Here is a 26296-nt window from a genome sequence, read left to right on the forward strand (position 1 = left end):
AGTGGCCGACGGCTTCCACCGACGGCTGGTCATCGGGGACAAGCTGCGGGGGCTTTCCCAGGCCGACGCACATTCTCTTGCGAACCCCCAGGTCAGCGCCCTCCCCTCACCAATCCCTCCCCGCATGGCAGGACTTCAGCCACCGGCTGCACGAGGCGGGACATCAGCCGTACCGTCCGGTGTGGCCTTGAGCTGAGGGGCCGGTGATTTCGGGCGGGGTCTTCGGGCCTCGCCCTCGGCATGTTCCGGGTGCGGTGCCGAGCGGCCAGGGGCCCCGTACGGGCACCCGGGTTGTGCCGGAGCCGCCCGCCCCGGCCCGCTCGGCGTGCCGCACTTCTCCTCCGGCCCGGGCGATGACTCTTGTCGTGATGGCCGGTCTCCCTTCCGGAGACCCCATCGACGGACCCCGGCGGACCCCGTCGGATCCCGTCGGATCCCGTCGGATCCCGTCGGATCCCGTCGGATCCCGTCGGATCCCGTCGGATCCCGTCGGCGGACTCCGTCGACAGACCCATCGGCCGCACCGAGGAGAACACCATGACCGCCACCTACACCTTCGACGTCTTCTCCAGTCTCGACGGCTTCGGCGCCGCCGGGGGCGACTGGACCGGCTACTGGGGCAAGCAGGGCCCCGAACTCCTCGACCACCGCCTCGACTTGTACGCCGAGGAGCAGCGGATGGTCTTCGGGGCGGGCACCTACCGGGCGTTCGCCGCGATGCTGGCGTCGAGCACCGAGGACTCCGATGTACGCGACCCCTGGGTCACGCGGATGCGGAACATGCCGGCCACGGTGGTGTCGACCACCCTGGAAGGCCCCCTGGACTGGCCGGACGCACAGCTGGTGCGCGGCGACGCCGTCGAGGTCGTGGCCCGGCTGAAGGAGGAGTCCGCGGTGCCGCTGCGCTCGCACGGCAGCCTGTCGATGAACCGGGCGCTGATGGCCGCCGGGCTCGTCGACCGCGTCCAGGTCACGCTCTTCCCCGCGATCACCGGCCGGACCGGACTCGACCCGATCTTCCGGGGCGCGGCCGACTTCGACCTCGAACTGCTCGACCACCGCACCCTCGACGGCCGCATCCAGGAGCTGGTCTACCGGCCGACCCTGCACACCTGAACCGCTCCACGCGCGCCCCGCCTAGGGCCTGTCTTCACACTCCCCTCTGCGTCGCGACGCCTGGCACGCACTCTCGCCGCACCGGGCACAAGGCCAAGTACGTCCAGTACGAGACCTTGCACCCGGCACACCGAGAGCACGCACCAGACGCCGCAACGCCGCCCTCCGGGCGACGAGGGGAGTGTAAAGACAGGCCCTAGCAGGTCCCCCGCCCCGGCGCAATCGCCTGGCGTACGGAATCGGGGCGCGCGGTTCCGGGGGAACGCTCATCCGGCGACTAGGAAGCCGCGTTACCGCCGGATACCTTCCTCCGAGACCACCAGTGTGTTCCAGTTCACTCACCCCGGGGGACCCATGCCCAGGAAGTCCGTACGGCTGCCGGCCGCCGCCGTCGTCACCGCCCTCGCCGCGGGCATCGCCCCCGCCGCCACGGCGGAGGCGGCGCCCGAAGCCGCCGCGGCCACGGCGAAGGACGCCTTCTACCGCTACGACGGCGGCAAGCCGCTCTCCTCGTACCGGCCCGGAGACGTCCTGAAGAAGCGGACGCTGACCTATCACGTGGTGGGCATCCCCACGCCGGTCAAGGCGATCCAGCTGCTCTACCGCTCGACCGACGCGCTCGGCCGCCCCGCCGCCAATGTCACCACCGTGGTGCGCAGCATCAAGGGCGACTCCACCAAGGCGGTCTCGTACCAGTCCTTCTACGACTCCCTCAACCCGGAGGACGCGCCGTCCCGGGCCATCGCGGGCGATGTCCGGCTCGGCGGGCTCATCGCCAACGCCGAGAACATCTTCCTGGCGCCGCTGCTGCTCCAGGGCTACAACGTGATCATCCCGGACACCGAGGGGCAGCGGGCCGACTTCGCCGCCGGACCGGAGTACGGGGCCAACACCCTGGACTCGATCCGCGCCTCGACCCGCGCGGAGGCCGGGGCCGGGATGGACGCCGCGACCCGGGTCGGCCTGATCGGCTACTCCGGCGGCGCCATCGCCACCAACTGGGCGGCGGCCCGGGCCCCCGAGTACGCGCCGGACGTCAACAAGCGCCTGGTGGGCTTCACCGAGGGCGGACTGCTCGTCGCCCCGGCGCACAACCTGAAGTACGTGAGCGGCTCCCTGGTCTGGTCCGGGGTCATCCCGATGGCGATCATCGGCGTCGCCCGCTCGTACGACATCGACCTCAAGAAATACATGAGCCCCTACGGCGTCGAGGTCTACGAGAAGCTGGAGGACGGCAGCCTCCTCGACGCCCTGGGCCACTACCCCGGGCTGACCTGGAAGAAGCTGGCGAAGCCGGAGTACGCCGACCCGAACTCGGTGCCGGAGTTCGTCACGGCGGTGAACAAGGTCAACCTCGGCTCGGCCGCCACCCCGACCGTCCCCGGGCACATCGCGCAGGGCGTCGGCGGCGTCACCGAGGGGACCCTCGGCAATCCCGAGGGCATCGGCAGGGGCGACGGGGTCATGGTCGCCGGGGACGTGCGGGCGCTCGCCCGGCAGTACTGCGCCACCGGCAACGACTCCATCCGCTACCAGCAGTACGGCCTGCTCAGCCATCTCCCGAGCGCCGCGGTCTGGGCGCCGGGCGCGCTCGGCTGGCTCAACGACCGGTTCGCGGGCAAGAAGGCACCCTCCGACTGCGGCCGCATCCCCGCGGGCAACTCCCTGGAGCCGGAGCGGCCCACCTCCGGGTCGTGACGACCGGACCGCGGAGCCCGGTCCCGTGACCGCCGGGTCCTGACCGGGAGAGCACCGAGGCCGGGCCCCGGCGGTTCGCGGGGCCCGGCCTCGGTGCTCTCCCGGGTGCGGCGACCGTCAGGAGGTCGCCACCGCGAAGACGTGCAGGTCACCGCCCTGGGTCGACTCCGGCAGCGTCACGCTCACCAACCGCGCGCCCGGGCGCAGCGGGATCGGGGCGGTGGCGAAGACATAGGTGTCCACCGGCTCGGTGGTACCGCCCTCGACCGTCCGGTACGGGGTGTGCACCGCCTTCACATTCCCGTACGAGGGCTCCTCGCTGCCGCCGCCCAGGGTCCAGTCGCTGAAGCCGAACTCGGCCTTCTCGGTGCTGCCGTCCGCGTAGGTGAGGGTGAGGCTTCCGCTGCTCGGGCCGGAGGCGGCGCTGCCGAGCAGCCCGAGCCGGGTGGCACCGGCGGAGCCGGCCGAGAGGTCCAACACCTGTTCGCCGCCGCCCACTTGGACGTTGTCCGGCGAACCGGGCTTCACCTGGGGCCAGTTGAAGTCGAAGCCGCCGGCCGTGACCTTCCCGCCGGGCACCGCGCCCGCCGCGGCGAGGGCCTTGGCGGAGTAACTCCAGCCGCCGCCGTCGAAGTTGCCGGTGGGCTCGGTGTCGTCGGCGGAGATGCCGGTGTTGTTGACCAGCCAGCTGAGGGTGCCGCGCTGACCGACCGTCACCGAGAGCCAGGCCTTCGGGACGCTGCCGCCCTGCGCCGAGGACACCGTCAACGGCACCTTGTAAAGCCCGGGTTGAGTGCCCGCCGCCGCGGTGACCGAGAGCTTCGCGGTGGCACTCCCCCGCTTCGGCACGGTCAGGGCGCCCCGGCTCGGGGACACCCGGATCCCCTCCGGCGGCTTCGCGGACCAGCGGACCGGGACTCGCCGGTCGCGCAGCGTGGAGACCTCCAGGGCGGCCCGTACCGAGGTGCCGGGCTCGGCCTTGACCTGGTCGGGCACGGTCCCGGCGAAGAACGGCGACTCCCCGGTACGGAAGGAGGGCGGCGCGTCCCGCGGGTCGCTGCCCCAGGAGGTGTCGGGGCTGCCGCCGAGGGTGTAGTCCAGGGTGCCGCCGTGCTCCACGAAGGAGGCGGGGACCCAAGGCCGGTCGGAGGAGCGGCCGTTGACCTCGACGCCGTGGATGTAGATGTTCTCCGCGGAGGCCCCCGGAGCCCGGACGGTGATCTTCTTGCCGCCTCCGGTGTGCACGACCGCCCGCGGGAACACGGGGCTGGAGAGCACCAGGTCGGCGCGGCTGGGGACCTGCGGGTACATCCCGAGCGCCGAGAAGACGTACCAGGCGGACATGGTGCCCGCGTCGTCGTTGCCGGGGATGCCGCCCGGGCCGGTGGTCCACAGCTGGTCCAGCTCGGCGCGGACGGTCTCCTGGGTCTTGTAGGGGGCGCCCAAGTAGTCGTAGAGGTAAGGGGCGTTGATGTCGGGTTCGTTGGTGGGGTCGTAGCGCGTGGGGTCCTCGGCGGAGAAGTCGAACTTCCCGTCCGGGGTGCGGAAGAAGGCGTCCAGGCGTTCGGTGGTCCGCTTCCGGCCGCCCATGGCCTCGGCCAGCCCGGCGACGTCCGAGTAGACCATCCAGGAGTAGCGCGCGCTGGTGCCCTCCACGAAGCCCTGCTCGGTGGCCGGGTCGAAGGACGCGCCCGCCCAGGAGCCGTCCGCCTTGCGGTCGCGCATATAGCCGCCCTCGGGGGTGGCGCCCGGGTCGAAGACCTTGGTCCAGTTCCCGGCCCGCTTCAGGAAGGTCCGCCGGGTGGCGAAGTCACCGGTCTCGCCCGCGAGTTCGGCGAGGGCGAAGTCCGCGGCGCTGTCCTCCAGGGTCTCGGCGGCGCCGCCCCAGCAGTGGCAGTCGTCGGCGGGGACGTAGCCGTTCGCCAAGTACTTGTCCAGGGACGGGCGTTGGCCGACGCACTCGACATTGCAGCCCGCGTCGCTGGAGTCGTTGGCGGTGGGCACGGTGGCCTCGTGCACCAGCGAGGAGAGGGCGCCCTTCACATCGAAGTCCCGGGCGCCGAAGGCGTACATCCCGGCGAGCGCGGGCGCCGAGGGGTCCCCGCTCATCACGCTGGTCTTGCCGTGCTGGAGCAGCCAGCGGTCCCACTCGCCGCCGCGCTGCCGGGCGTAGTTGAAGAGCGACTGCGCATAGTCGCTCGCGGCCTTCGGCTGGAGCAGCGCGAGCAACTGCACCTGGCTGCGGTACTGGTCCCAGCCGGAGAAGGTGCCGTACTGGGCGTGCTGACCCCTCGTCAGGCGGTGGGTGCGGCCGTCGGCGCCCCGGTACCGGCCGCCCGTATCGCTGGTGAGGGTCGGCTCCAGCATCGCGTGGTAGAGCGCGGTGTAGAAGGTGGTGCGCTGCTCGCGGGTGCCGCCGCCGACCTGGACCCGGCCGAGGGCCCGCCGCCACTGCTCCCGGGCGGCCGACCGCACCGCCCCGAAGCTCCGCGAACTCGGGTTCTCCGCGCGGAGGTTGGCCTCGGCGCCCGCCGCGCTGACGTAGGAGATCGCGACCCGGGCCCGTACCTGCCGGGTGCCTTCCGGGAAGGTGACGTACGCGCCCGAGCCCTTGCCCGCTACCGGCCTGCCGTTCTTGTCGAAGCCGGTGCCGCCGCGCGCCGCGTCGGTGCCGGGGCGCAGCTTCTCGTCCTGCCAGGTACCGGAGGCGGCGAAGGGCCGGTCGAAGCGGACGGTGAAGTGCAGGGTGTAGAGCTTCCTGCGGTTGTTCTCGCTCTGCGGCCCGCAGAAGTTGCCCGCGTCGACGGAGCCGGTCACGGTACGGCGCCCGGCGTCCACCTTCACCTGTGAACCGGTGCTGCCCGTCTCGGAGTTGGAGGTACGGAAGAGCATGCTCGCGGGCTTGTCCGCGGGGAAGCCGAAGCGTCCCGAGCCGGTACGCGCGGTGGTGGTCAGCTCCGCGCTCGCCCCGCTGTCCAGGCCGACCTTGTAGTACCCGGCGGCCGCCTTCTCGTTCCGGTGCGAGAAGGTGCTCGCGTAGACCTCGTCCTCGGTGTCCGCGCTCGGCGAGGAGGTCACCTCACCGACGTGCGGCATGATCGGGATGTCCCCGTTGGCCCCCGAACACCCCACCCCGCTCAGGTGCGTGAGGCTGAAGCCCCGGATCCGCGTCGCGTCGTACTGGTACCCGCCGGGCGCGGGCGTCGCCACCTGACTCCCCTTCGAGTTCTGCGGACTCCAGGCCAGCATCCCGAAGGGGACCACCGCGCCGGGGTAGGTGTTGCCGAGGTTGGCGCTGCCGATCAGGGGGTCTACGTAGGGGACGGGGTCGGTGGTCAGCTTCTCGGCCGCCGGGGCCGAGGGGGTCGCCGCGGTGGCCGCGGGGGCGGTGAGACCGGCGGCTGCGAGGGCGGTGGCGGCCGCCAGGGCGGCGAGGGCCAGGCGCCCGCGGGGGCGGCCGGGCGGGGCGGGGGACGTGTCCGGCCTGGTGGATCTGTACGACACCATTGCTGCCCTTCCTGCGTACGGGTGGGGGGCGGGGCGGTGAACTGTCCGGCCGTTGCGCGCACTTGACCAGACAACGTTGTCAGAATCTGCCGGTAGATGCTTCTGGGCGCGGGCGGGGCTGTCAAGGGTTTGGACGGGGGTCCGCCCGACGCCGGGGCCGCCCCACGCCTCCTTCGCGTCGGGCGGCCCCCGCCACCTGCCTCCCGACCTCAGCCCGTGGCGGCCGTCGTCGCCCGGTGGAGGGTGTCGACGATGCGGTCGATCTGGGCCGCGTTCACGATCAGCGGCGGGGCGACGGCGAGGACCGGGCCCTCGCTGCGGACGATCACCCCGGCGCGCAGGCAGCCCAGCATCACCTGGGTGGCGCGGTCGAAGGTGTCGAACTCGATGCCCGCAAAGAGGCCGACGCCGCGGACGTCGCTGACGCCCTCCAGGTCCTTGAGCCGGTCGGTGAGGCCGCCGCAGAGGCGTTCGCCCATGGCGGCGGCGTGCTCGATCAGGCCCTCCTCCTCGATGGTCTCCAGGACGGCCAGCGAGACCGCCGCGCCCAGGGCGTGCCCGCTGGTGGTGTGGCCGTGCCGCAGGCCGCCGAGCATCGGGTCGGCGGCGAAGGCCTCGGCGATCTCCGCGGTGGTCGTGACGGCGGCGAAGGGCACGTATCCGGCGGCGAGTCCCTTGCCCAGGGTGAGCAGGTCGGGGCGGATGCCCTCGCGGCGGTGCGCGAACCACTCGCCGGTGCGGCCGAAGCCGGTGGTCACCTCGTCGACGACGAGCAGGACCCCGTGCCGGTCGCAGATCTCCCGGACGGCGCGCAGATATCCGGCGGGCAGCGGGCGGATGCCGCCGACGCCGAGGACCGGCTCCACGAAGAAGGCGGCGACGTTCTCCGCGCCCTGGGCGAGGATCGCCTCCTCCAGGGCCTCCGCGCCGGGCCGGACCTCGCCCCGGTCGCGCACGGTCGAGCCGGGGGTGGGCACCCGTACGAAGCCCTCGGGCAGCGGGCCGCAGCCCGTCCAGGCGAGCGGGGAACCGGACATCGCGGCGGCGGCGAGGGTGGTGCCGTGGTAGCTGTCGGCGAGCGAGAGCACCGTGGTGCGCTGCGGCTGGCCGCGCAGGGCGTGGTACATCCGCACGATGCGGATGGCCGCCTCGGTGGCCTCCGAACCGGAGTTGCAGAACAGGGTGCGCCCGTCCGGCTCGCCGAGCAGTTCGGCCAGCCGGGCCGCGAGCCGCACCGCGGGCTCGTTGGACGAGCCGAGCAGGGCGTACGTCATGAGCTTGCCGGCCTGCTCGGTCAGGGCGGCCACCACCCGCGGGTGGCTGTAGCCGAGCGTGGCGTTGAACTGGCCGCTGCGCCCGTCCAGATAGGTGTTGCCGTGCGCGTCGGTGACCTCGACCCCGCTGCCCTCGACCAGCACCAGCTGGTCGCCGACGCCGTACGGGGTCCAGGGGTGCAGCAGGTGGCGGCGGTCGAGCTCGGCCAGTTCCTCTCCGGCGGGGCGCGGCGCGGTGGGTGCGGGCGGGGTGTCGGTCATCGGCGGGCTCCAGAGGGGTGGCGGTCGGGCGGGTGGCGGCGGGGGCTACCAGCGCACGGCGGCAGCGGCGGCGAAGTCCCCGGCGTGCGCGAAGCCGGAGAGCACGACGAGGTCGCCCTTGCGGAGGCTCCCCTCGTCGCGGGCGTGGGTCAGCGTCACCGGGATGCCCGCGCCGAAGAGGTTGCCGTAGCGGTCGAAGGTGTCCGGGTGGCGTTCCGGCTTGAGACCGAGGTCCTGGCGCCAGTTGCTGAGGAACATCCGGTTCGGCTGGTTGGTGACGAGGAGGTCGATGTCGGTGGTGGGGGTGCCGAGGCGCTCGCACAGCTCCCTGGTCACCTGCGGGACGAGCTGGTTGCCCCGCGCGACGATCTGCTCGACCTTGCTGTCGGTGAAGCCGATGTCGATCTCGCCCTCGCCGGGCTCCCAGTATTTGCGGGTGTCCGCGGAGAGGCTCATGTCGTTGGCGTACTCGACCCCGTGGTGGGTCACCACGTCCAGGATCGGCGACTCGTCGCCCGCCGTGAGGTAGCCGACGCCGCAGCCGTCGCCGGGCACCGGGGCGTGCTTGCGGCCGCGGACGCCGGGGCGGGCGAAGACCTGGCCGGCCATGTTCTGCACACAGCAGATCAGCGCGGTGCGGGCCTGGCCCGAGGCGATGAGGGCCCGGCCGATCTTCATCAGGTGGACGAAGGCGGCGCAGCCGCTGTTGTGCACGTCGATGATCCACTCGGGCACCGGGTCGAGCCCGAGCCGGGCCGCGATGTCGGCGCCCGCCCCGGTGAACGCCCTGTCCGGCAGCGCGACATTGGTGAGCAGCACGTCCAGCGGCCCGTCGCCGCGCGCGCGGCGGCGCTCCAGAAGCGGTCCGGCCGCCGCCACCGCCATGTCGGTGGCGCTCTCCTCGGGTGCGGCGTGCCGCCGGGCGAGCGGCGGTCCGAACATCGCGCCCTCGGAGTCCTGCGCGCTCCCGCCCGTGTAGAACTCGGTGCCGACGCTGCGCTCGGGCAGGTAGCTGTCCACGTCGACCAGGCTGACCGGGATCACGCGGCGGCCTCCGGACCGGGGGCGACCGCGAGGGGCAGGCCCCGGCCGCTGCGGTACTCCAGGATGCGCTTGAGGTTCTCCAGCTCGATGCGGTGGCCGGCGTAGAAGAGGGGCCACAGGTCGCCGACCCAGATCCGCTCCGGGTCCGGGGACAGCTCGGGGTAGGGGTTCTTGTCGTAGTTCGGGTGGTGGCAGTTGGTCCACAGGACCACCGAGCCCGGCTTGCCGAGCACCTGCTCGGCGGGGACGATCCGGAAGAGGTAGATCATCCAGAGTTCCTCGCCCTGGTCCCAGGCGCAGTGGTAGTCCAGCGTCAGCGCCTCGCGGTTGGGCTCGATCCGCATATAGATCCTGGTGTTCTCGGCCAGGGTGTCCCAGCCGACGAACAGCCCCGGCTCGCCCGCGGGTTCGAAGGCGCGGGTGCTGACGGAGTACTCGTCCAGGGTGTTGATGTCCGAGAGGTAGTCGAAGACGTCCTCGGGCGGGCAGTCGATGTACTGCTGGATGGTGCAGTAGTCGCCGTACACCTCCTCGTGCGGGTACGCGGTGCGGGTCATCCCGGTGGCCCGCGCGAGGATGTCCGGCACGCTGTGCGTCTCGCACCGGACGAGCCCGGGGATGTCAGCCAACTGGTGTGACGCGGTCGTCATCATGTGCTCCTGAAGAGGTGGCGCGGTCGTCGATCAGCTTGAGGAACGGCAGGAACGGGGGCAGTTCGTCCGGGTCGGCCTCGACGCAGACCAGCGCGGGGCCGGTGCGCTCGTTCGCGGCGAGCAGGGCGCGGCGCAGTTCCTCGGCGGTGGTCGCGGTGGCGGTGCGCAGCGAGGGGAACATCGCGCCCACCCCGGCCGCGAGGTCGGCGGGCCGGAAGGTGTTGTACGAGTAGTCGGCCGCGTAGAGCAGTTGCTCCCGGGTCACGCACATCGCGTGCGCGTTGTTGTTGAACACCACGAAGGTGACGGGCAGTTGGTGTTCGACGGCGGTGTGCAGCTCCATGCCGTGCGCGTAGAAGCCGCCGTCGCCGGAGAGTACGTAGGCGCGCCGGCCGGTGCCGAAGGCGGCGCCGATCCCGGCGCCGAAGCTGTGCCCCATGCCGCCCATGCCGAGGGCGAGGACGAACTGGCCCTCGCGCGGCACGCTCAGATGGTGGATCACCGCCGAGCTGGCGTTCCCGGCGTCGGAGACCACGGTGGCGCCGTCCGGGAGCGCGGACTCGATGGCCCGCACCGCGTCGTCCAGGCGCACCCCGGGGGAGTCGGGGCGCGGTGCCACCAGGTACTCCGGTCCGCCGGACGGCGGTCCCCCGGGCCCGCGGTCGGGCAGCGCGGCCAAGGCCTCGGCGGCGGCGCGCAGTTCGGTGCGCAGATCGCCGTCGACATGGACGACCGGTGCGTCCGCGCGGAGCGCCCCGGGGTAGGGCGCTTCGGGGTCGAAGCAGACCAGGGGGGTGGCGTCGAGGGCCGCTTCGAGTCCGGCCCGCGCCATCACCGGCAGCCGGGTGCCCACCAGGACGCACAGGGCCGCCCGCTCCAACTGCCGCCGCACCGTGGGGTGTCCGATGGTTCCGGCGACGCCCGCGTACCGGGAATCGCCGTTGTCGAAGGCGTCCTTGGCCTCCGGGGTCACGGCCACCGAAGCTCCCAGGAGCCGGGCCAGTTCGGCGAGTTCGGCCCGGGCCCCGGCGCGGCCGACGCCGTCCCCGGCGATCACCAGGACCCCGGCCCCGCTCGCGGCGGCGCCGGTGAGCATCCGTGCCGCGGCCGTCCGGTTGCCCGCCGCCGCGGCGGGCCGGTCCGGCTCGGCCAACAGCTGGTCCAGGGAAGGCAGTTGGTCCACGGTGGCCTGCTGCACGTCCTTGGGCAGCAGCAGTACGGCCGGTCCCCGGCACGGGCCGCGGGTCGCGGCGACGGCCTCGGCGAGCAGCTTGCCGATGTCCGCCGGGTCGTCGACCCGGGCGCAGAAGCGGGTGAGGGGCCTGAAGAGGTCGACCGCGTCGAAGGTGCCGGCGAGGCCGCTGGAGTCCTGGAAGGCCCCGCGGCCCTCCAGGGGGCGGGGCGGCTGGCCGACGAGGGCGAGGGTGGGGATGCGCGCGGCGTACGCCTCCGCGAGGCCCGGGACCAGGTTCATCGCGCCGGCGCCCGAGGTGGCCATGGCCACGCCGAGGCGGCCGGAGGTGCGGTGGTAGCCCTCGGCCATGGTGGCGGCGGAGAACTCGTGTTTGGCGACGACCGCCGTGACCCGCCCGCCGGAGAGGTGGGCGGCGTCGTAGAGATCCTCGATGTTCGCGCCGCCCACTCCGAAGACGTGGTCGGTTCCCTGGTCGGCCAGGGAGGAGATGACGTAATCGGCGACGCGTGGGGGACCTTTTCGCATGACGTCTCCCTTGAGGCTCCGAAGACCGGGCCCGTGAACGTACTGTGCTATTCCTTCCGGTGTTTCTCGGAAAGAGCCGGACATCGCGCCGGAGCGCCGTGGAAGACAGCGGGAAGCGGTCCTCGGCGGCGGGCCGGGCAATGCACAACCTAGCCCGGGAGAGGGGCGCCCAAATGGTCCCGGGCGACCGGTCTGCAAGTTTCACTAGTGTTCCCCGCGGCCCCGATCCGCCGGGAACCGGCGCCCGGCGGCGGGCCCCGTCGCGGGCTTTCGGCCGGTCAGGGGCGGCCGGAGACCGGCAGCAGGGGTCAGTGGTTCGCGGCGTGCTCCCCGCGCGGGGTGCCCGGCCGCCTACCGCAAGCCGTTCCCTTTCCCGCACGCGTGGGCATTCCCGCACGCATCGGCAGGGATATCCCGATTCCCCGGGCAGCTGCCGGACCGATTCCCCCTCGAAACCGCGGACTCGATTCCCGGGCGGTCTGCCGAAGAGCCTTCCTTCCCCGTCCGGTGGACAAAGAAGGCCGCCCTTCCTCATTCTCCGGCAGCGGCCGGGGAATTCCTCGGCCGCGGCCGGGCTACTCCCCCGCGTCCAGCAGGAGTTCGGCGAGCCCCTGCCGGGTGGCCGCGAGGATCACCCGGTCCTGGGGGCGCAGTACGTACCCGGCGGGCGGGTCCCACAGCAGCCGGGGCTCGCGGGCGGTGCCGTGCGGGGTCTCGGGGCGGGACGGGGCCTCCTCGGCCTCGGTGTCCAGGGCGAGGACCCGCCAGACGCCGGGCCGGAAGACCTGGCCGACGGTGCGCTCGCTGAGCTGGTGGTGGGCGCCCGCCTGGAGGTCGGCGAAGAGCAGTACCCGGCGCTCCACCGGCATGGCGCCCAGGATCTGACGGCCCATCATGGCGCTGGCGAAGGCGGGCGCGGCCAGGGTGGTCACGCTGCGGCTGCGGGTCAGGCCCTCGGGGTGGGCGGCGCGCAGGGTGCGGTAGACGGCGGTGGCGAAGCGGTCGTCGTACAGGCGCAGGGCGACCTTGAGGTCGGGCTTGACCCCGCGGGCGTACAGGACGGCTTCCAGGTTGGTGGTGTCGGAGCTGGTCAGGGCGAGCAGGGCGGCGGCGCGGTGCACCTTCGCCGCCTCCAGTACGCCCTCCTCGGTGACGTCGCCGAGCACGGTGGGCACCCGCAGTCTGCGGGCCAGCGGCACCCCGCGCGCCTCGGGGTCCTCCTCCACGCAGACCACCGGGATGTCGAGTTCGCGCAGCCGTCCGAGGACCCGGCTGCCGATCTTGCCGAGGCCGAGCAGGACGACATGGCCGGACAGGCCGCGCGGCGGGCGGCGCAGCGCGTAGGCGGTGCGGAAGGTGCCGAGCCCCTCCAGGACCGCGGCCACAAGGACCGGCAGCAGGAGCAGTCCGACGAAGCCGGAGAGGAGTTGCAGGATCTGGCGGCTGACCGGCTCGCCGTCCGCGGGGTCGCCGATGGCGAGCAGGTCGAGCAGGGACAAGTAGGCGGCGTGCAGGGGGTGTTCACCGGTGGTGAGCCAGCCCGCCACGCCGAGGGCGACGACCAGGAGGAGGATCGCGGCCAGCGACCAGTTCAGGCGCCGGGAGAGCAGCGAGGAGATCGGGGCAGCCAGGCTCACCAGGCGCTGCGGGCGGGAGCGCCTGGCGGCCGGGGCGGCGACGGTGTCCAGGACCACGGCGGCCCGCCCGCGCGCCCGGGCCACCGTCTCCTCGTCCGGCAGCAGCAGCGGGCCCTCGGTGCCGCTGCTGTCGGAGCCCTCGCTGCCCGCGGGGTCGCCCGCCGTGGAGGAGAGCAGGGCGAGGGTGCACAGGCCCTGCCCGGCACTTTCGTCCTGGTCGGCGGGGGTGCGTTCGACGGCGCGCAGCAGCAGCCCGTCGGCCTGGACGATCTTGCGGGTGCCGGCGACGGCGGTGGCCGCGAGCGCCGGGGCGGCGGTGTCGGCGTCGGAGAGGACGGTGGTGGTGGCGTCCAGGGCCTCGGCGTCCAGGCTCGGGTCGCCGAGCACGGCGGCCTGGTCGAGGACCTCCTCCAGATGGCTGCCGAGCTTGCGGTTGTACATCCGGATGACCAGGCGCAGCCGGGGGTTGAGGCGGCGGGCCCGCAGCGCGGTGTGGATGTTCAGCTCGTCGTCCTCGAAGACCAGCGCCAGCGCGCTCGCCTCCTCCACGCCGAGCCGTACCAGGAGGGCGTCGTCCACGGTGGGCGCCACCAGGACCTGCGCCTCGGCGGTGGGCACCGGCCGGGCCGCCCCGCGCTGCCCGCCGCCCTGCCGCGGCACGCCCTCGCGGGCGCCGGGGCCGCCCTGCGGCTCGTGCCCCGAGGCATCCGCCGGGCCCGAACTCCCGTGTCCCGCGTGGCCGTTCGCCGGTGCGGCGGTGCCGCGGGCCATCGCCGTGGTCATCCGGCCGAGCAGCGCCGCCGCCCGGCCCGCCGCGCCGCCGCCCGCGAATCCGCGTTCGCGCGCGCCCTCGCCGGGCAGCGCGGTGTCGGTGGCGACGACGACGGTGGTCCGCACCCGGTAGACCTCGGCCAGCTCGGTGCCGAGCCGGTGCGCGAGCGCGTCGTCCCCGCAGACGATCATGCCGGGCGCCTCGGGCGGCGGCTGCGGGCGGAAGGCCGTCCGCCCCCACTCGGAGGCCGTCCGGGCACGCTCGGAGGGCGCCCGCCCGCGTTCGGGTGCCGTGCGTCCTCGCTCGGAAGCCATGCGTCCTCTCCTGGTACGGGGCCGTACGGTCCCCTGAACCTACCTTCCGGGAGCGGGAGTTGACGGGACGAGGCGGGCAGGCCGACGACGGGGGCACCGAAGGCCGGGGGGCGGCATGCGCCGCAGCACTCAACTGCCCGTGAGGATCACGAGTCGCCCCGTCGCCCGGGTCATCGCCACATAGCGGTCGACCGCGCCCTCGATGCCCTCGCCGAACTTCTCCGGGTCGACGAGGACGACGAGGTCGAACTCAAGTCCCTTCGCCAGTACGGGAGTCAGCGAGCGCACCCGGTCGCTTCCGCGGAAGCCGGGGTCGCCGATGACACAGGCGGTGCCGTCGGGGTGCGCCGCGAGCCAGGTGCCGAGGACGGTGTCCCGTTCCGCGCGGGAGCCGCGCACGACGGGGACGCCGCCGCTGCGGATCGAGGTGGGCACATTGGCGTCCGGTAGCACGGCTCGGATGACCGGCTCGGCCTCCGCCATGATCTCCTCCGGTGTGCGGTAGTTGACGCTCAGCGAGGTCAGGCCGATCCGGTCGAAGCCGACCCGGGCGAGGCGTTCGGCCCAGGTTTCGGTGAAGCCGTGCCGGGCCTGGGCGCGGTCCCCGACGATGGTGAAGCTCCGGGAGGGGCAGCGCAGCAGCAGCATCTGCCACTCGGCGTCGGTGAGTTCCTGCGCCTCGTCGACCACGATGTGCGCGAACGGCCCGGCGAGCGGCTCCGGTTCGGCCCCGGGCAGCCCGCTCTCGTCGACCAGGGTGTCCTGGAGGTCCTGCCCGAGCAGCATGGTCACCGCGCCCTCGCCGTCGGCATCGGCCGCGACCGCGTCGCTGATGACATCGGCCATCCGCGCGCGCTGCGCGGCGAGCGAGGCGCGCTGCCGCCGCCTGCGCACCGGCGCCTCGGGGTCGCCGAGCCGCTGCCGGGCCGCGTCCAGGAGCGGCAGGTCGGACACCGTCCAGGCCGCGCCCTCCGGACGCCGCAGCCTGCGTACCTCCTCGGGGGCGAGCCAGGGCGCGCACATCCGCAGATAGGCGGGCACCGTCCACAGGTCCCCGACCAGGTCGGCCGGGTCGAGCAGCGGCCAGGCGCGGTGCAGGGCGGTCACCAACTCCCGGTGGTGGGTGAGGAATCGGTGCAGCAGCTCGGTCGGCACCTGCTCGTCGTGACGGTCCGTCAGAATGGTGAGCAGTTCCTCCCAGACCTGGTCCTGGGCGTCGTTGTGCGGGGTGCCCGACTCGGCCGCCTCGAAGGCCGCGGCCCAGTCCTCGGGGCCGAGCCGGACCTCGGACCAGGGGGTGGTGACCGTCAGCGCCTCGGTGGGCGGCTCCTCGTAGAACCGTACGGCCGTCTCGACGGCCCGCACCATGTCCGCGGCGGACTTCAGCCGGGCCACCTCCGGGTCGGACTCCTCCACCGCCTCGGCACCCTCGGGCACCAGGTCCCGCAGGGTGCAGGTCCGCACGCCCTCCTCGCCGAGGCTCGGCAGCACATCGGCGACATAGCCCAGGTACGGCTGGTGCGGGCCGACGAAGAGCACTCCGCCGCGGCGGTGGCCGAGGCGGGGGTCGGCGTAGAGCAGATAGGCCGAGCGGTGCAGGGCGACCACGGTCTTGCCGGTGCCGGGGCCGCCGTCCACCACGAGGGCGCCCTGCGAACCGGCCCGGATGATGGCGTCCTGGTCGGCCTGGATGGTGCCGAGCACATCCCGCATCCGGGCCGAACGGTGGCCGCCCAGACTGGCGATGAAGGCGGACTGGTCGTCCAGCGCGGCATGCCCGGCGAAGCCCTCGGCGGTGAAGACCTCGTCCCAGTAGTCGCTGATCCGACCGCCGGTCCAGCGGTATCTGCGGCGGCTGGCCAGGCCCATCGGGCGGGCGTGGGTGGCCCCGAAGAAGGGCTCGGCGGCCGGGGAGCGCCAGTCCACCAGGAGCCGCCGGCCCGCGCTGTCCTTCAGGCCGAGCCGCCCCACGTACACCGGTGCGGAGCCGTCCGCCGCGACCATGTGCCCGAGGCACAGGTCGAGACCGAAGCGGCGCAGCGCGCGCAGCCGTCCGCTGAGCCGGTGGACCTCCACATCCCGGTCCATCGCCTGCCGCCCCGCGCCCCCGGGCGCCCTCAGCTCGGCGGCGAGCTGCTCGGACAGTTCGCCGATGGACTCCGCCAGGCAGGCCTCGACGGCCGCGAAGTGCTCCTCGTCACGGGCGATCAGCGCCGGATCGGCCTTGGCCGCGAGCCGCTCGGGAAGCTCGAAGGCGCTGGTACGGGCGCCGGTGGAGGTGGTGGCGGCAGTGGGGCGGGGCGGGGGTTTCACTGGTACAGCTCCGTTCTGGGGGCCGCGGGGGCCGGGGGTGTTTCACGTGCGGGTGGGGCGGGAGGGCTTCGCGGGTTCGCCCGCAAGTGCAGGCATCGCGGGTGGACTTGACCGGCGCGTCATCGCAAGTGGAGCCGCGGTGGGTGGACTTGGCGAGGTGTCTCAAGTGCAGTCAGGGCACGGGAGCCGGCCGGGGGCTTGGCCGTCAAGTACGGCCGTGGGATGGGGACTTGACCCGAAGACCCCAAGTGCGAATGCCATAGGGGGACTTGACGACAGGAACGTACGAGGCCGCGGCGCACACCGAGGATGTCCGCCGCACGCCTAGCAGCACCCGCCCCCTCAAGTCGCCGCTTCCAAGAGCAACTTGGCCGCCACCTCTGCTCCGTCCGTACGGATCGCACCCGCCAGGGCGGTCGCGCGTTCCCCAGTCTCGGGAGCGAGGGCGACCCGGAGTCCGGCCGACAGGGAGGCATAGGTGGGCGTCGGGCCCTCGTGGGCCGCGCCGATGCCGAGGGCGGCGACCCGGCCGGCCCAGTAGGGCTGGTCCGCGGCCTGGGGGACGACGACCTGGGGCGCACCGGCCCGGGTGGCCGCGGTGGTGGTGCCGGCGCCGCCGTGGTGGACGACGGCGGCGACCCGGGGGAAGAGCGCCTGGTGGTTGGCCTCGCCGAGGACGAAGCAGTCCGCCCGGTCCTCGCTGAGGTCCAGGTCCGCCCAGCCGCGCCCGAGCAGTACCCGGCGGCCCCGCGCGCGGACCGCCTCGACGGCCGCCCCGGCGACCTCCGCGGCGGTGCCGAGCGGCATGCTGCCGAAGCCGACGTAGACCGGCGGTTCCCCCGCGTCCAGGAAGGCCGTCAGCTCCTCCGGGAGCGGGCGCCGGTCCCGGGTGAGCCAGGCGCCGGTCTGGACGACGTCGAGGTCGGCCGGGAGCAGCCAGGGGTCGAGCACCGGGTCACTGGCCAGCCAGGGCCGCTCGCCGACGACGTAGTCCCGGACATGCGCCACCGGCGGCAGCCCGGAGGACTCCCGGTTGCTGTTGAGCGCCTCGCCGAAGAGCAGGTCGATGGTCTCGGCGTCCAGCTCCCACAGCGCCTTGTTGTCGGTCACCTCCGGCGGGAGGGGCCGCCCCGGATAGGCCAGCGGCGGGTGGTGCGGCGAGGGCAGGGTGAGCTGCTGGAAGGTCACCGAGACCGTGGGGACGCCCAGCTTCTCGGCCACCGAGAGCGCCCCGGCCGCGGCGGGCATCATGCCGGTCGCCATCAGCACGTCGGCGCCCTCGGCGGCCTCGGTGACCGCCTCGAACTGCCCGGCGATCAGCGCGGCCGCCCGCTGGGGCAGCCCGGCGGGCCCCGGTTTCGCCACGGTCAGCGCCCGCGCCGAGGGCCCGACCGGCACCAGCGGGGCGCCCGCCTCGGCCAGCCGCGCGGCGAAGACCTCGTCCGGCGGCGCGCACACCCGCACCTCCGCGCCCCGCTCCCGCAGCCGCGCCGCGAGCGCCACCAGGGGCTCCACATCTCCGCGCGACCCGTAGGTCGACAGCACCACACGCACTTCGTACTCCCGTTTCCGCAGGTCCTGGCTTCGGCCGCCAATCTTGCGGGACAACGGGGGCCTTGCCGCAAGCCCCCCAGTGCGCTATACGTTGAGAGTGGCAAGGAGTGGGTCTCCTCCTTTCGCCGCCCTTCCTCCCCTCCCCCGCCTGGGCTTCACCTTGCCTGCGGCTTGCCCTCGACTGCCCCGACGTGCTCCGTGCGACCTGGGGCAGCTCTGTGTACGGGGCAGCTCAGCTTCGGCCGCCCCGATCCACCGAACCGGCGATCCGGCGACCCGCAGGTCCGCTGGTCCGCCGGTCCCCGCTCAGGCCGCCCGTACCGCCGCCAACTGCTCGGCGAACGGCACCACTTGGAAGCCCTGCACGGACTCCGCTGGGAAGCCCTGCCCGGACTCCGCGCCGGATTCCCGCTCGGGGGCGGTAGCGCCCGGGGCCGCCGTGCCCGGCGCCGACTCCCGTACCAGCAGGGCGAGTTCACGGCCCGCCCGGTCGATGCGCTCCGCCAGGCCGTCGGCGCCCCAGTCCTGCGAGGCCGCGTAGACGCCGGTCGGCGCCACCACGGCCCGCAGGTGGGCGAAGAGCGGACGCAGGGCGTGCTCGACCACGAGGGAGTGGCGCGGGGTGCCGCCGGTGGCGCCGATGAGCACCGGCTTGCCGGTGAGCGCGTCCGGGTCGAGCACGTCGAAGAAGGACTTGAACAGCCCGCTGTACGAGGCCGAGAAGACCGGGGTCACCGCGATGATGCCGTCGGCCGAGGCCACCTTGTCGAGCGCCGCGCCCAGTTCGGGCCCGGGGAAGCCGGTGAGCAGGTGGTGGGCGAGGGGCACGGCGAGGTCGCGCAGTTCGACGGTCTCCCCCTCGACCGGGGCCGCGCCGTCCGGCCCGGTCCCCGCCGCGCGGCGCACCGCCTCGGCGAGCCGGTCGCCGAGCAGCCGGGTCGAGGAGGGCGAGCCGAGCCCGCCCGAGACCACGACGATCCTGGTCATGTGTTCTCCACCTCCGACTCCACGTTCCCGTTCGCGGACGCCCGCGCGCTCCCCGACGCCTGCCCGCTCACGGACAGCTCCGGCTCCCCGGCCGCCCGCGCCGCCCGCTCCCGCAGCAGCGAGGCGTGGGTCGGCGCCTCCGGCACCCCGGCGGGCCGGTCCTTGGCGAACTCCTTGCGCAGCACGGGGACGACCTCCTCGCCGAGCATGTCGATCTGCTCCAGGACGGTCTTCAGGGGCAGCCCCGCGTGGTCCACCAGGAACAGCTGCCGCTGGTAGTCGCCCGCGTAGTCGCGGAAGGAGAGCGTCTTCTCGACGACCTGCTCCGGCGAGCCGACCGTGAGCGGGGTCTGCGCCGAGAACTCCTCCAGGGAGGGGCCGCCGCCGTAGACCGGCGCCCGGTCGAAGTAGGGCCTGAACTCCCGTACCGCTTCCTGGGAGTTGCGGCGCATGAAGACCTGGCCGCCGAGTCCGACGACGGCCTGCTCGGGGGTGCCGTGCCCGTAGTGGGCCCAGCGCTCCCGGTAGAGCCGGACCATCTGGGCGGTGTGCTCCTTGGGCCAGAAGATGTTGTTGTGGAAGAAGCCGTCGCCGTAGTACGCGGCCTGCTCAGCGATCTCCGGCGAGCGGATCGAGCCGTGCCAGACGAAGGGCGGCACCCCGTCCAGGGGTCGCGGCGTCGCGGTGAACGACTGGAGCGGCGTACGGAACCTGCCCTCCCAGGTGACCACGTCCTCGCGCCACAGCCGGTGCAGCAGGGCGTAGTTCTCCACCGCGAGGTGGATCCCGTCGCGGATGTCCTTGCCGAACCAGGGGTAGACCGGGCCGGTGTTGCCGCGGCCCATCATCACGTCGACGCGCCCCTCGGCGAGGTGCTGGAGCATCGCGAAGTCCTCGGCGATCTTCACCGGGTCGTTGGTGGTGATCAGCGTGGTCGAGGTGGACAGGATCAGGTTCTCGGTGCGTGCCGCGATCCAGCCGAGCATGGTGGTGGGCGAGGACGGCACGAAGGGCGGGTTGTGGTGCTCGCCGGTCGCGAAGACGTCGAGGCCCGCCTCCTCGGCCTTCTGCGCGATGGTGACCATGGACTTGATGCGTTCGTGCTCGCTCGGCGTACGCCCGGTCACCGGGTCCGGTGTGACGTCGCCGACGCTGAAGATCCCGAACTGCATGACCGCTCACTTCCCAGATTGTTGACGATTCAACTACACCCTGGAACGGAGGCGCCCCCACGACTATTCCTGCCGACCGGCCGCCGCGGGGCCGGGACCGGAAAAGCGCCGGAACCGGTCCGCGCGACCGGCCCCGGCGCTCCTCCACCGCCGGGCGCGGACCGGCTCAGCCGCGGCTCCAGTGCGGGTCGCGGCCGGTCTCGGCGAGCAGCTTGTCCCACTCGGTGGCGTTGGCGGGCGCCTGCACGGCCGGTCCGAAGGCGCCCATGCTGCGGCCGGTCGGGCCGATCGCCGCCATGGTCTCGCGCAGCTCCCGTACCACTCCGAGGCCGCCCGGATCCGGTACGTAACCCTGCTCGGTCGCCCGGGCCAGGTCCCAGCCGTGCACGGCGAGGTCGAGCAGCGCCATCCGGCCGACGGTCGCGGCGGGCATCTCCAGGGAACCGGTGGTGCCCTCCTCGGCGCCGGGCTCGGCCCAGGCGGCGACCAGCCCCTCGCACTCGCGCGCGAAGTGCTCCCGCCAGTCCGGCCGGACACCGGCGTTGCCGGGGGTGGTGCCGAAGTCGGAGTCCTCCTTGCGGGCCAGCAGCTGGAACTGCTCCGACATCTGGATGAGGTGGTCGGTGAGTCGGCGTACGTCGTAGTCGGGGCAGGGTGTGGGGCGGCCGAGGTCCTCGTCGGCGATCCCGTGCACCACCCGGACGCAGTGGTCCGCAGCGGCGGCGAGGTAGTCGGCGATGCCCCGGCTGGGGGCGGAGAAGGACGGCATCTTCGGCAGGTCGCTCATGCCGACGACGGTACGAGCAGCGGGCGCCCCAGCCCCGGACAGACGCGACCGGGACCTGTCCGGCCGGCCCGCGGCACCCCCACGGCCCCACGGACAAGCGGCCGGAGTCCCGCTACTTCGCGTGCCGTACCGCGTAGATCATCACGAAGGCGACGATGTGGAGACCGAACAGGAAGTAGGCGAGGGCCCACCAGGCGTACCGCTCGTTGTGCTTCTGGTGCGCGCGCCGCGTCCGGGCCTGCGCCTCGGGCTCGGGGGCGTCGGCGCGGGAAGGGATATCGGCGCGGGCGGAGGCGTCGGCGCGCGCGGGAGCATCGGCCGCCGGATCCCGCTCCTCGCCCCCGGCCGGACCCGTGCCGCCGCCTCCCGTCCCGGTCACCGCGCTCACAGCTCCCGGTGGACCTTGCTGTTGGAGGCCTGGGCACGGGGGCGGACCACCAGGAGGTCGATGTTGACGTGGGAGGGGCGGTCGACGGCCCAGGTGATCGTCTCGGCGACGTCCTCGGCGGTCAGCGGCGCCGCGACACCCGCGTAGACCTTCTCGGCCTTCTCCTCGTCGCCGCCGAAGCGGGTCTTCGCGAACTCCTCGGTCTTCACCATCCCCGGCGCGACCTCGATCACCCGCACCGGCTGCCCGACGATCTCCAGGCGCAGTGTCTCGGCGAGGACGTGCTCGGCGTGCTTGGCGGCCACATAGCCCGCGCCGCCCTCGTAGGTGCCGTGCCCCGCGGTCGAGGTGAGGACGACCACGGTGCCGTCGCCGCTCGCGGTCAGGGCGGGCAGCAGGGCCTGGGTGACGTGCAGGGTGCCGAGCACATTGGTCTCGTACATCTGCCGCCACTGGGCGGGGTCGCCGGAGGCCACCGGGTCCGCGCCGAGGGCGCCGCCCGCGTTGTTGACCAGGACGTGGCAGGAGCCGAGCGAGCGGGCGAAGTCCTCGACGGCGCCGCGGTCGGTGACATCGAGCGGCTGGGCCACGGCCTCGGCGCCGGACTCCCGCAGCTCCGCGGCAAGCGCCTCGATGCGGTCCTTGCGGCGCGCGGTCAGCACCACCCGGAACCCGGCCGCGGCCAGCTGCCGCGCCGTCGCCGCCCCGATCCCGCTGCTCGCGCCGGTCACCACGGCGGTACGGGCGGAATCCTGCGCGGCGGTCATACGGTGCTCCTCGTCCGGCGGGGCGCCCTCGCTCGTACGGGCGCGCGATCCGCACCCAGGATAGGCGGGCGGCACCGGCGGACCGGGGGCGCGGGGGCCGGGGTGCCGGTTCTCACAGTGGCCGGGGCGCCGCCCTCACCGCGGTCAGGGCCCCGGGCGCCGCACCTCGCGCCACGGGTCCGCTCAACGCCCGCCGCGCGGCACGTACATGATCACGGCCATCCCGGCGAGGCAGATCAGCGCGCCGAGGACGTCCCAGCGGTCGGGGCGGTAGCCGTCGGCCGCCATCCCCCAGACCAGCGAACCGGCGACGAAGACCCCGCCGTACGCGGCGAGGATCCGCCCGAACTCCGCGTCCGGCTGGAGCGTGGCCACGAAGCCGTAGAGCCCGAGCGCCACCACCCCGGCCCCGACCCACACCCAGCCCCGGCTCTCCCGCACGCCCTGCCACACCAGCCAGGCGCCCCCGATCTCGAAGAGCGCGGCGACGACGAAGAGGACCACGGAACGCAGGATCGACATGGGGGCAGCCTTCCAGACGGTCGCGGCGGAGGGTCGGCAGCGCCGTCCGGTGTGCGGGCGTCGGCTGGCACCAGGCTGACGCCTACGTGGCATCACGTGGCGGCAGGTGACGCCATACGACACCACGATGGCGCCACACGGGTGCCACTCGGGACGCCACCAGAGGGCTCCGACTTCTCCATCAGGCCGGACGCAAGCACTTCCGCATCACCTCGCGGCAGCATCCCACCCGCACAAAATCCCAGCCCAGAGAGCCGATCGCCATCCATTCCCGCGCACCCACCCCTGCCCCGTCCCGCGAAGACACCACACAGGCTTGCGCGTAGCGCCAAAGTGGTGCCACTATGACGCCATGGACCTCACGCCCTATGTCGACACTCTCCGCCGCGAACTCGCGGTGGCCGCCGAAGCCGGTGGGGACGAAGCCCGCGCCCTGGCCGAGCGGCTCACCGCCCCGCTGGAGTCGGCGACCCGTCTGACCATGCTCCATGTGCTCTCCGCCGCGATGGACGAGATCACCCGCGAGCTCGCCCCGGGCTCCGTCGACGTACGGCTGCGCGGTCTCGACCCCGACTTCGTGGTGACACCGCCGCCCGCCGAGGGCGACACCACCGCGGCGGGCCCCGCGCCAGCCGCCGCGGCGCAGCCGCCCGCCGAGGGCGAGGAGGGCGGCACCGCACGCGTCAACCTGCGCCTGCCCGCCCCCCTCAAGGCCCGCGCCGAGGAGGCCGCGAACCGCGAGGGGCTCTCGGTCAACTCCTGGCTGGTACGGGCGGTTTCGGCCGCGGTCGACGGCGGCACCCGGCCGCCCGCCCCGGAGAAGGCCCGCACGGTCGGCCAGAGCTTCACGGGCTGGGTGCGCTAGCCGCAGCCCGCCACGCCCGGCCGACTCCCCACCCGGACACGCCACTTCACTCGTACCAGGTCAACTCGAGCCTTCGAGGCCCCAGTTCACCGCCACACCCACACCACGTCCCACCAGCGGGGACGCCCCGAAGAGCCCAGAGGACGGGACAGCCATGCCTGCTTTCGACACCCCCGAACCGATCTCGGTCACCGCCCATGTGGACGCCGGATCCCTCCAGTTCACCGCGAGCGACCGCGTCGACACCCTGGTCGAGGTGCGGCCCCGCGACCCCAATCGGGACCAGGACGTACGAGCCGCCGAGCAGACCCGGGTCACCTGTGCGAACGGCGCCTTGCAGGTGCGGATGCCCAAGCCCGGGCTGTTCGGCCGCACCGGCACCGTCGACGTGGCGGTCGAACTGCCCGCCGGCTCGGGCGTCGAGGTGACCGGCGCCTGGGTCCAGGTGCTCGGCGAGGGGCGGCTCGGCGAGGTCCGCGCCAAGATCTCCTCCGGGGACGTCCGCCTCGACACCGCAGGCGCGGTACGGCTGAACGCCGCGCACGGCTCGATCACCGTGGAGCGGGTCGAGGGCGCGGCCGAGATCACCACCAGTTCCGGGAGCCTGCGCCTCGGCCTCGTCGAGGGCGCCGCCGAGCTGAAGAACTCGCACGGCACCACCCTCGTCGGCACCGCGCGCGGAGAGCTCCGGGTGCGCGGCGCCAACGGCGACATCGAGATCGCCCGCGCCGCGGACTCGGTCACCGCCACCACCGCCCACGGCACCCTGCGCATCGGTGAAGTGGCCCGCGGCACCGTCCAGTTGGAGACCTCCAACGGCACCATCGAGGTCGGTGTGCGCGAGGGCACGGCCGCCTGGCTGGACGTCAGCTCCGGTTCCGGGCAGGTGCGCAACACGCTCACCGCCGCCGGGAGCCCGGAGGAGAGCGAGGACACCGTCAAGATCCGCGCCCGCACCCGGCACGGCAACATCGACATCCGGCGCGCCAAGGCCTGAGCACGCGCGGGGGTCCGAGGACGCACCGCCCCCGCTCCCGCCCGGCGAGCCCACCCCCTCCCGCACGCATCCCTCCACCCCTCCCCCTCATCCACCCAGCCTTCGAACGGAGGGCCCCATGCCTTCTTTTGTCATGCCCACATCTAGGAAGGGCGACGGCGACCCGGCACCCGCCGCCCCCGCCATCGCCGCCACCGGCCTCCACAAGGCGTACGGCGAGAAGACCGTGCTCGACGGCATCGATCTGCGCATCCCGGCCGGTTCCGTCTTCGCGCTGCTCGGCCCGAACGGCGCGGGCAAGACCACCACCGTGCAGATCCTGTCCACGCTGATCGCGGCCGACGGCGGCCGGGCCGAGGTCGCGGGCCACGACATCGACTCCGCCCCCGACGCGGTACGCGCCGCCATCGGCGTCACCGGGCAGTTCGCCGCCCTGGACGATCTGCTCACCGCCGAGGAGAACCTCCTCCTCATGGCCGACCTGCTGCGCCTCGGAAAGCGTGAAGGGCGGGCCCGCGCAAGGGAGTTGCTCACCCGCTTCGGCATCGCGGACGTGGCGCGGAAGCGGGCCGCGACCTTCTCCGGCGGGATGCGGCGGCGGCTCGACCTCGCCATGACGCTGGTCGGCGACCCCCGGGTGATCTTCCTGGACGAGCCGACCACCGGGCTCGACCCGCGCAGCCGCCGCACCATGTGGGAGACCGTGCGGGAACTGGTCGCGGGCGGCACCACGGTCTTCCTCACCACGCAATACCTGGAGGAGGCCGACCAGTTGGCCGACCGGATCGCCGTGCTCGACGGCGGCCGGATCGTCGCCGAGGGCACCGCCGACGAGTTGAAGGCGCGGATCCCCGGCAGCCATGTGCGGCTGCGCTTCACCGACCCCGAGGAGTACGAGCGGGCCGCCGGGGTCTTCTCCGGCGCGGCCCGGGACGAGGAGAACCTCGCTCTGCGGGTGGCGGGCGACGGCGGACTCGACGCCCTGCGCGCCCTGCTCGACCGGCTCGACGCGTCCGGGATCCGCGCCGACGGCTTCTCCGTGCACACCCCCGACCTCGACGACGTCTTCCTCACCCTGACCGGCCACGGCACCGCCGGGACCGCCGCCGACACCCCGCTCCACGTCAAGGAGACCCTCCGATGAGCAGCACCCTCGGCTACGCCGTGCAGGACTCGATGACCATGCTGCGGCGCAACCTCAAGCACGCGATCCGCTACCCGGCCGTGGGCCTCGGCAGCGCCCTGACCCCGATCCTCATGCTGCTGCTCTTCGTGTACGCCTTCGGTGACTCGATCGGCGCCGGGATGGGCGGCGACCGGGACGCCTACCTGGAGTACCTGACGCCCGGCATCCTCATCATGGGGGTGGCCTCCGGCTCGATGTCGACCTCCGTGGCGGTCTGCTCCGACATGACCGAGGGCATCATCAACCGCTTCCGCACCATGAACATCACCCGTTCCTCGTTCATGACGGGCCATGTGCTCGGCAGCGTCCTCGGGACCATGGTCTGCCTCGTCCTGGTGGTGGGCTTCGCGCTCGCCCTCGGCTTCCGGTCCTCGGCGAGCCCGCTCCAGTGGCTGGCGGCGGCCGGACTGCTCACCGCCATCGCCTTCGCGGTGACCTGGCTGTCGGTGCCGCTCGGCATGATCTCCCAGACCGTGGAGTCCGCGAGCAACAAGCCGCTCCTGGTGCAGTTCCTGCCGTTCCTCGGCTCCGCCTTCGTACCGGCCGGGTCGATGTCGCCGGGCCTCAGCTGGTTCGCCGAGAACCAGCCGTTCACCCCGATGACCGAGACCCTGCGCGGACTGCTGACCGGCTCCGAGATCGGCGCCGACGGCTGGATCTCGCTCGCCTGGTGCGCCGGGATCACGCTGATCGGCTACCTCTGGTCCCGCTCCCTCTTCCGCACCACCACCAAGCGCTGAGCCACCCCACCGGGTCCCGCCT

Annotated in this window: 20 protein-coding genes; 6 read left to right on the forward strand and 14 right to left on the reverse strand. The window is 73.4% G+C overall.

Annotated features, from left to right (window positions below):
* Positions 1–537: 537 nt before the first annotated feature.
* Entirely contained in the window at positions 538–1116 is a 579-nt protein-coding gene (locus HFV08_RS24725) for a dihydrofolate reductase family protein (RefSeq protein WP_168542581.1), read from the forward strand.
* 354 nt (positions 1117–1470) lie between these two features.
* Positions 1471–2814: a lipase family protein gene (locus HFV08_RS24730; protein WP_168542583.1), complete on the forward strand. Its 1344-nt coding sequence runs from the start codon at positions 1471–1473 to the stop codon at positions 2812–2814.
* Between the two features lie 117 nt (positions 2815–2931).
* Here HFV08_RS24730 and HFV08_RS24735 read toward each other — a convergent pair whose 3' ends face one another.
* The 14 genes from HFV08_RS24735 to HFV08_RS24800 form a co-directional block, all read right to left on the reverse strand.
* The gene (locus HFV08_RS24735) at positions 2932–6321 is read right to left on the reverse strand and encodes a GH92 family glycosyl hydrolase (protein ID WP_168542585.1); all 3390 of its coding nucleotides are present in this window, start codon (positions 6319–6321) and stop codon (positions 2932–2934) included.
* A gap of 209 nt (positions 6322–6530) precedes the next feature.
* Entirely contained in the window at positions 6531–7856 is a 1326-nt protein-coding gene (locus tag HFV08_RS24740) for an aminotransferase family protein (RefSeq protein ID WP_168542587.1), read from the reverse strand.
* 45 nt (positions 7857–7901) lie between these two features.
* Positions 7902–8900, reverse strand: a complete 999-nt coding sequence (locus HFV08_RS24745; RefSeq protein ID WP_168542589.1) for a 3-oxoacyl-ACP synthase III family protein — start codon at positions 8898–8900, stop codon at positions 7902–7904.
* The gene (locus HFV08_RS24750; protein ID WP_168542591.1) at positions 8897–9550 is read right to left on the reverse strand and encodes a DUF8713 domain-containing protein; all 654 of its coding nucleotides are present in this window, start codon (positions 9548–9550) and stop codon (positions 8897–8899) included. The genes HFV08_RS24745 and HFV08_RS24750 overlap by 4 nt, the downstream gene beginning before the upstream one ends.
* Positions 9522–11273 carry a thiamine pyrophosphate-binding protein gene (locus HFV08_RS24755; RefSeq protein ID WP_168542593.1) on the reverse strand — a complete coding sequence of 584 codons (1752 nt, stop codon included), beginning with the start codon at positions 11271–11273 and terminating at the stop codon, positions 9522–9524. Before HFV08_RS24755 ends, HFV08_RS24750 begins: the two co-directional genes overlap by 29 nt.
* Positions 11274–11848: 575 nt before the next feature.
* Positions 11849–13873, reverse strand: coding sequence for an NAD-binding protein (locus HFV08_RS24760; protein WP_168542683.1), 2025 nt, complete (start codon positions 13871–13873; stop codon positions 11849–11851).
* Positions 13874–14125: 252 nt separating this feature from the next.
* On the reverse strand, positions 14126–16309 hold the full coding sequence (gene helR / locus HFV08_RS24765) for an RNA polymerase recycling motor ATPase HelR (RefSeq protein ID WP_168542595.1): 2184 nt from the start codon (positions 16307–16309) through the stop codon (positions 14126–14128).
* Positions 16310–16651: 342 nt separating this feature from the next.
* Positions 16652–17857: a glycosyltransferase gene (locus tag HFV08_RS24770; RefSeq protein ID WP_312885815.1), complete on the reverse strand. Its 1206-nt coding sequence runs from the start codon at positions 17855–17857 to the stop codon at positions 16652–16654.
* Between the two features lie 312 nt (positions 17858–18169).
* Positions 18170–18850, reverse strand: coding sequence for an FMN reductase (locus HFV08_RS24775; protein ID WP_168542599.1), 681 nt, complete (start codon positions 18848–18850; stop codon positions 18170–18172).
* Positions 18847–20022 carry an LLM class flavin-dependent oxidoreductase gene (locus HFV08_RS24780; protein ID WP_168542601.1) on the reverse strand — a complete coding sequence of 392 codons (1176 nt, stop codon included), beginning with the start codon at positions 20020–20022 and terminating at the stop codon, positions 18847–18849. Before HFV08_RS24780 ends, HFV08_RS24775 begins: the two co-directional genes overlap by 4 nt.
* A gap of 166 nt (positions 20023–20188) precedes the next feature.
* A complete protein-coding gene (locus HFV08_RS24785) occupies positions 20189–20809 on the reverse strand; it encodes a TIGR03086 family metal-binding protein (RefSeq protein WP_246342006.1) in 621 nt (206 codons plus the stop codon).
* A 112-nt stretch (positions 20810–20921) separates the two neighbouring features.
* Entirely contained in the window at positions 20922–21188 is a 267-nt protein-coding gene (locus tag HFV08_RS24790; protein ID WP_168542472.1) for a hypothetical protein, read from the reverse strand.
* 5 nt (positions 21189–21193) lie between these two features.
* The gene (locus HFV08_RS24795; protein WP_040249776.1) at positions 21194–21964 is read right to left on the reverse strand and encodes an SDR family NAD(P)-dependent oxidoreductase; all 771 of its coding nucleotides are present in this window, start codon (positions 21962–21964) and stop codon (positions 21194–21196) included.
* 183 nt (positions 21965–22147) lie between these two features.
* The gene (locus tag HFV08_RS24800; RefSeq protein WP_168542603.1) at positions 22148–22486 is read right to left on the reverse strand and encodes a YnfA family protein; all 339 of its coding nucleotides are present in this window, start codon (positions 22484–22486) and stop codon (positions 22148–22150) included.
* Between the two features lie 352 nt (positions 22487–22838).
* Here HFV08_RS24800 and HFV08_RS24805 point away from each other — a divergent pair, with 352 nt between their 5' ends.
* The 4 genes from HFV08_RS24805 (at position 22839) to HFV08_RS24820 (ending at position 26274) form a co-directional block, all read left to right on the forward strand.
* Positions 22839–23351 carry a hypothetical protein gene (locus HFV08_RS24805; RefSeq protein ID WP_168542605.1) on the forward strand — a complete coding sequence of 171 codons (513 nt, stop codon included), beginning with the start codon at positions 22839–22841 and terminating at the stop codon, positions 23349–23351.
* 154 nt (positions 23352–23505) lie between these two features.
* Complete coding sequence (locus HFV08_RS24810; protein ID WP_168542607.1) at positions 23506–24348, forward strand: DUF4097 family beta strand repeat-containing protein; 843 nt, start codon at positions 23506–23508, stop codon at positions 24346–24348.
* A 133-nt stretch (positions 24349–24481) separates the two neighbouring features.
* Positions 24482–25492 carry an ATP-binding cassette domain-containing protein gene (locus HFV08_RS24815; RefSeq protein ID WP_168542687.1) on the forward strand — a complete coding sequence of 337 codons (1011 nt, stop codon included), beginning with the start codon at positions 24482–24484 and terminating at the stop codon, positions 25490–25492.
* Positions 25489–26274 (forward strand): ABC transporter permease, encoded by a 786-nt coding sequence (locus tag HFV08_RS24820; protein ID WP_168542609.1) that lies wholly within the window; start codon positions 25489–25491, stop codon positions 26272–26274. The genes HFV08_RS24815 and HFV08_RS24820 overlap by 4 nt, the downstream gene beginning before the upstream one ends.
* The last annotated feature ends 22 nt before the right edge of the window (positions 26275–26296 follow it).

The organism is Streptomyces physcomitrii (assembly GCF_012273655.1).
Classification (GTDB): domain Bacteria; phylum Actinomycetota; class Actinomycetes; order Streptomycetales; family Streptomycetaceae; genus Streptomyces; species Streptomyces physcomitrii.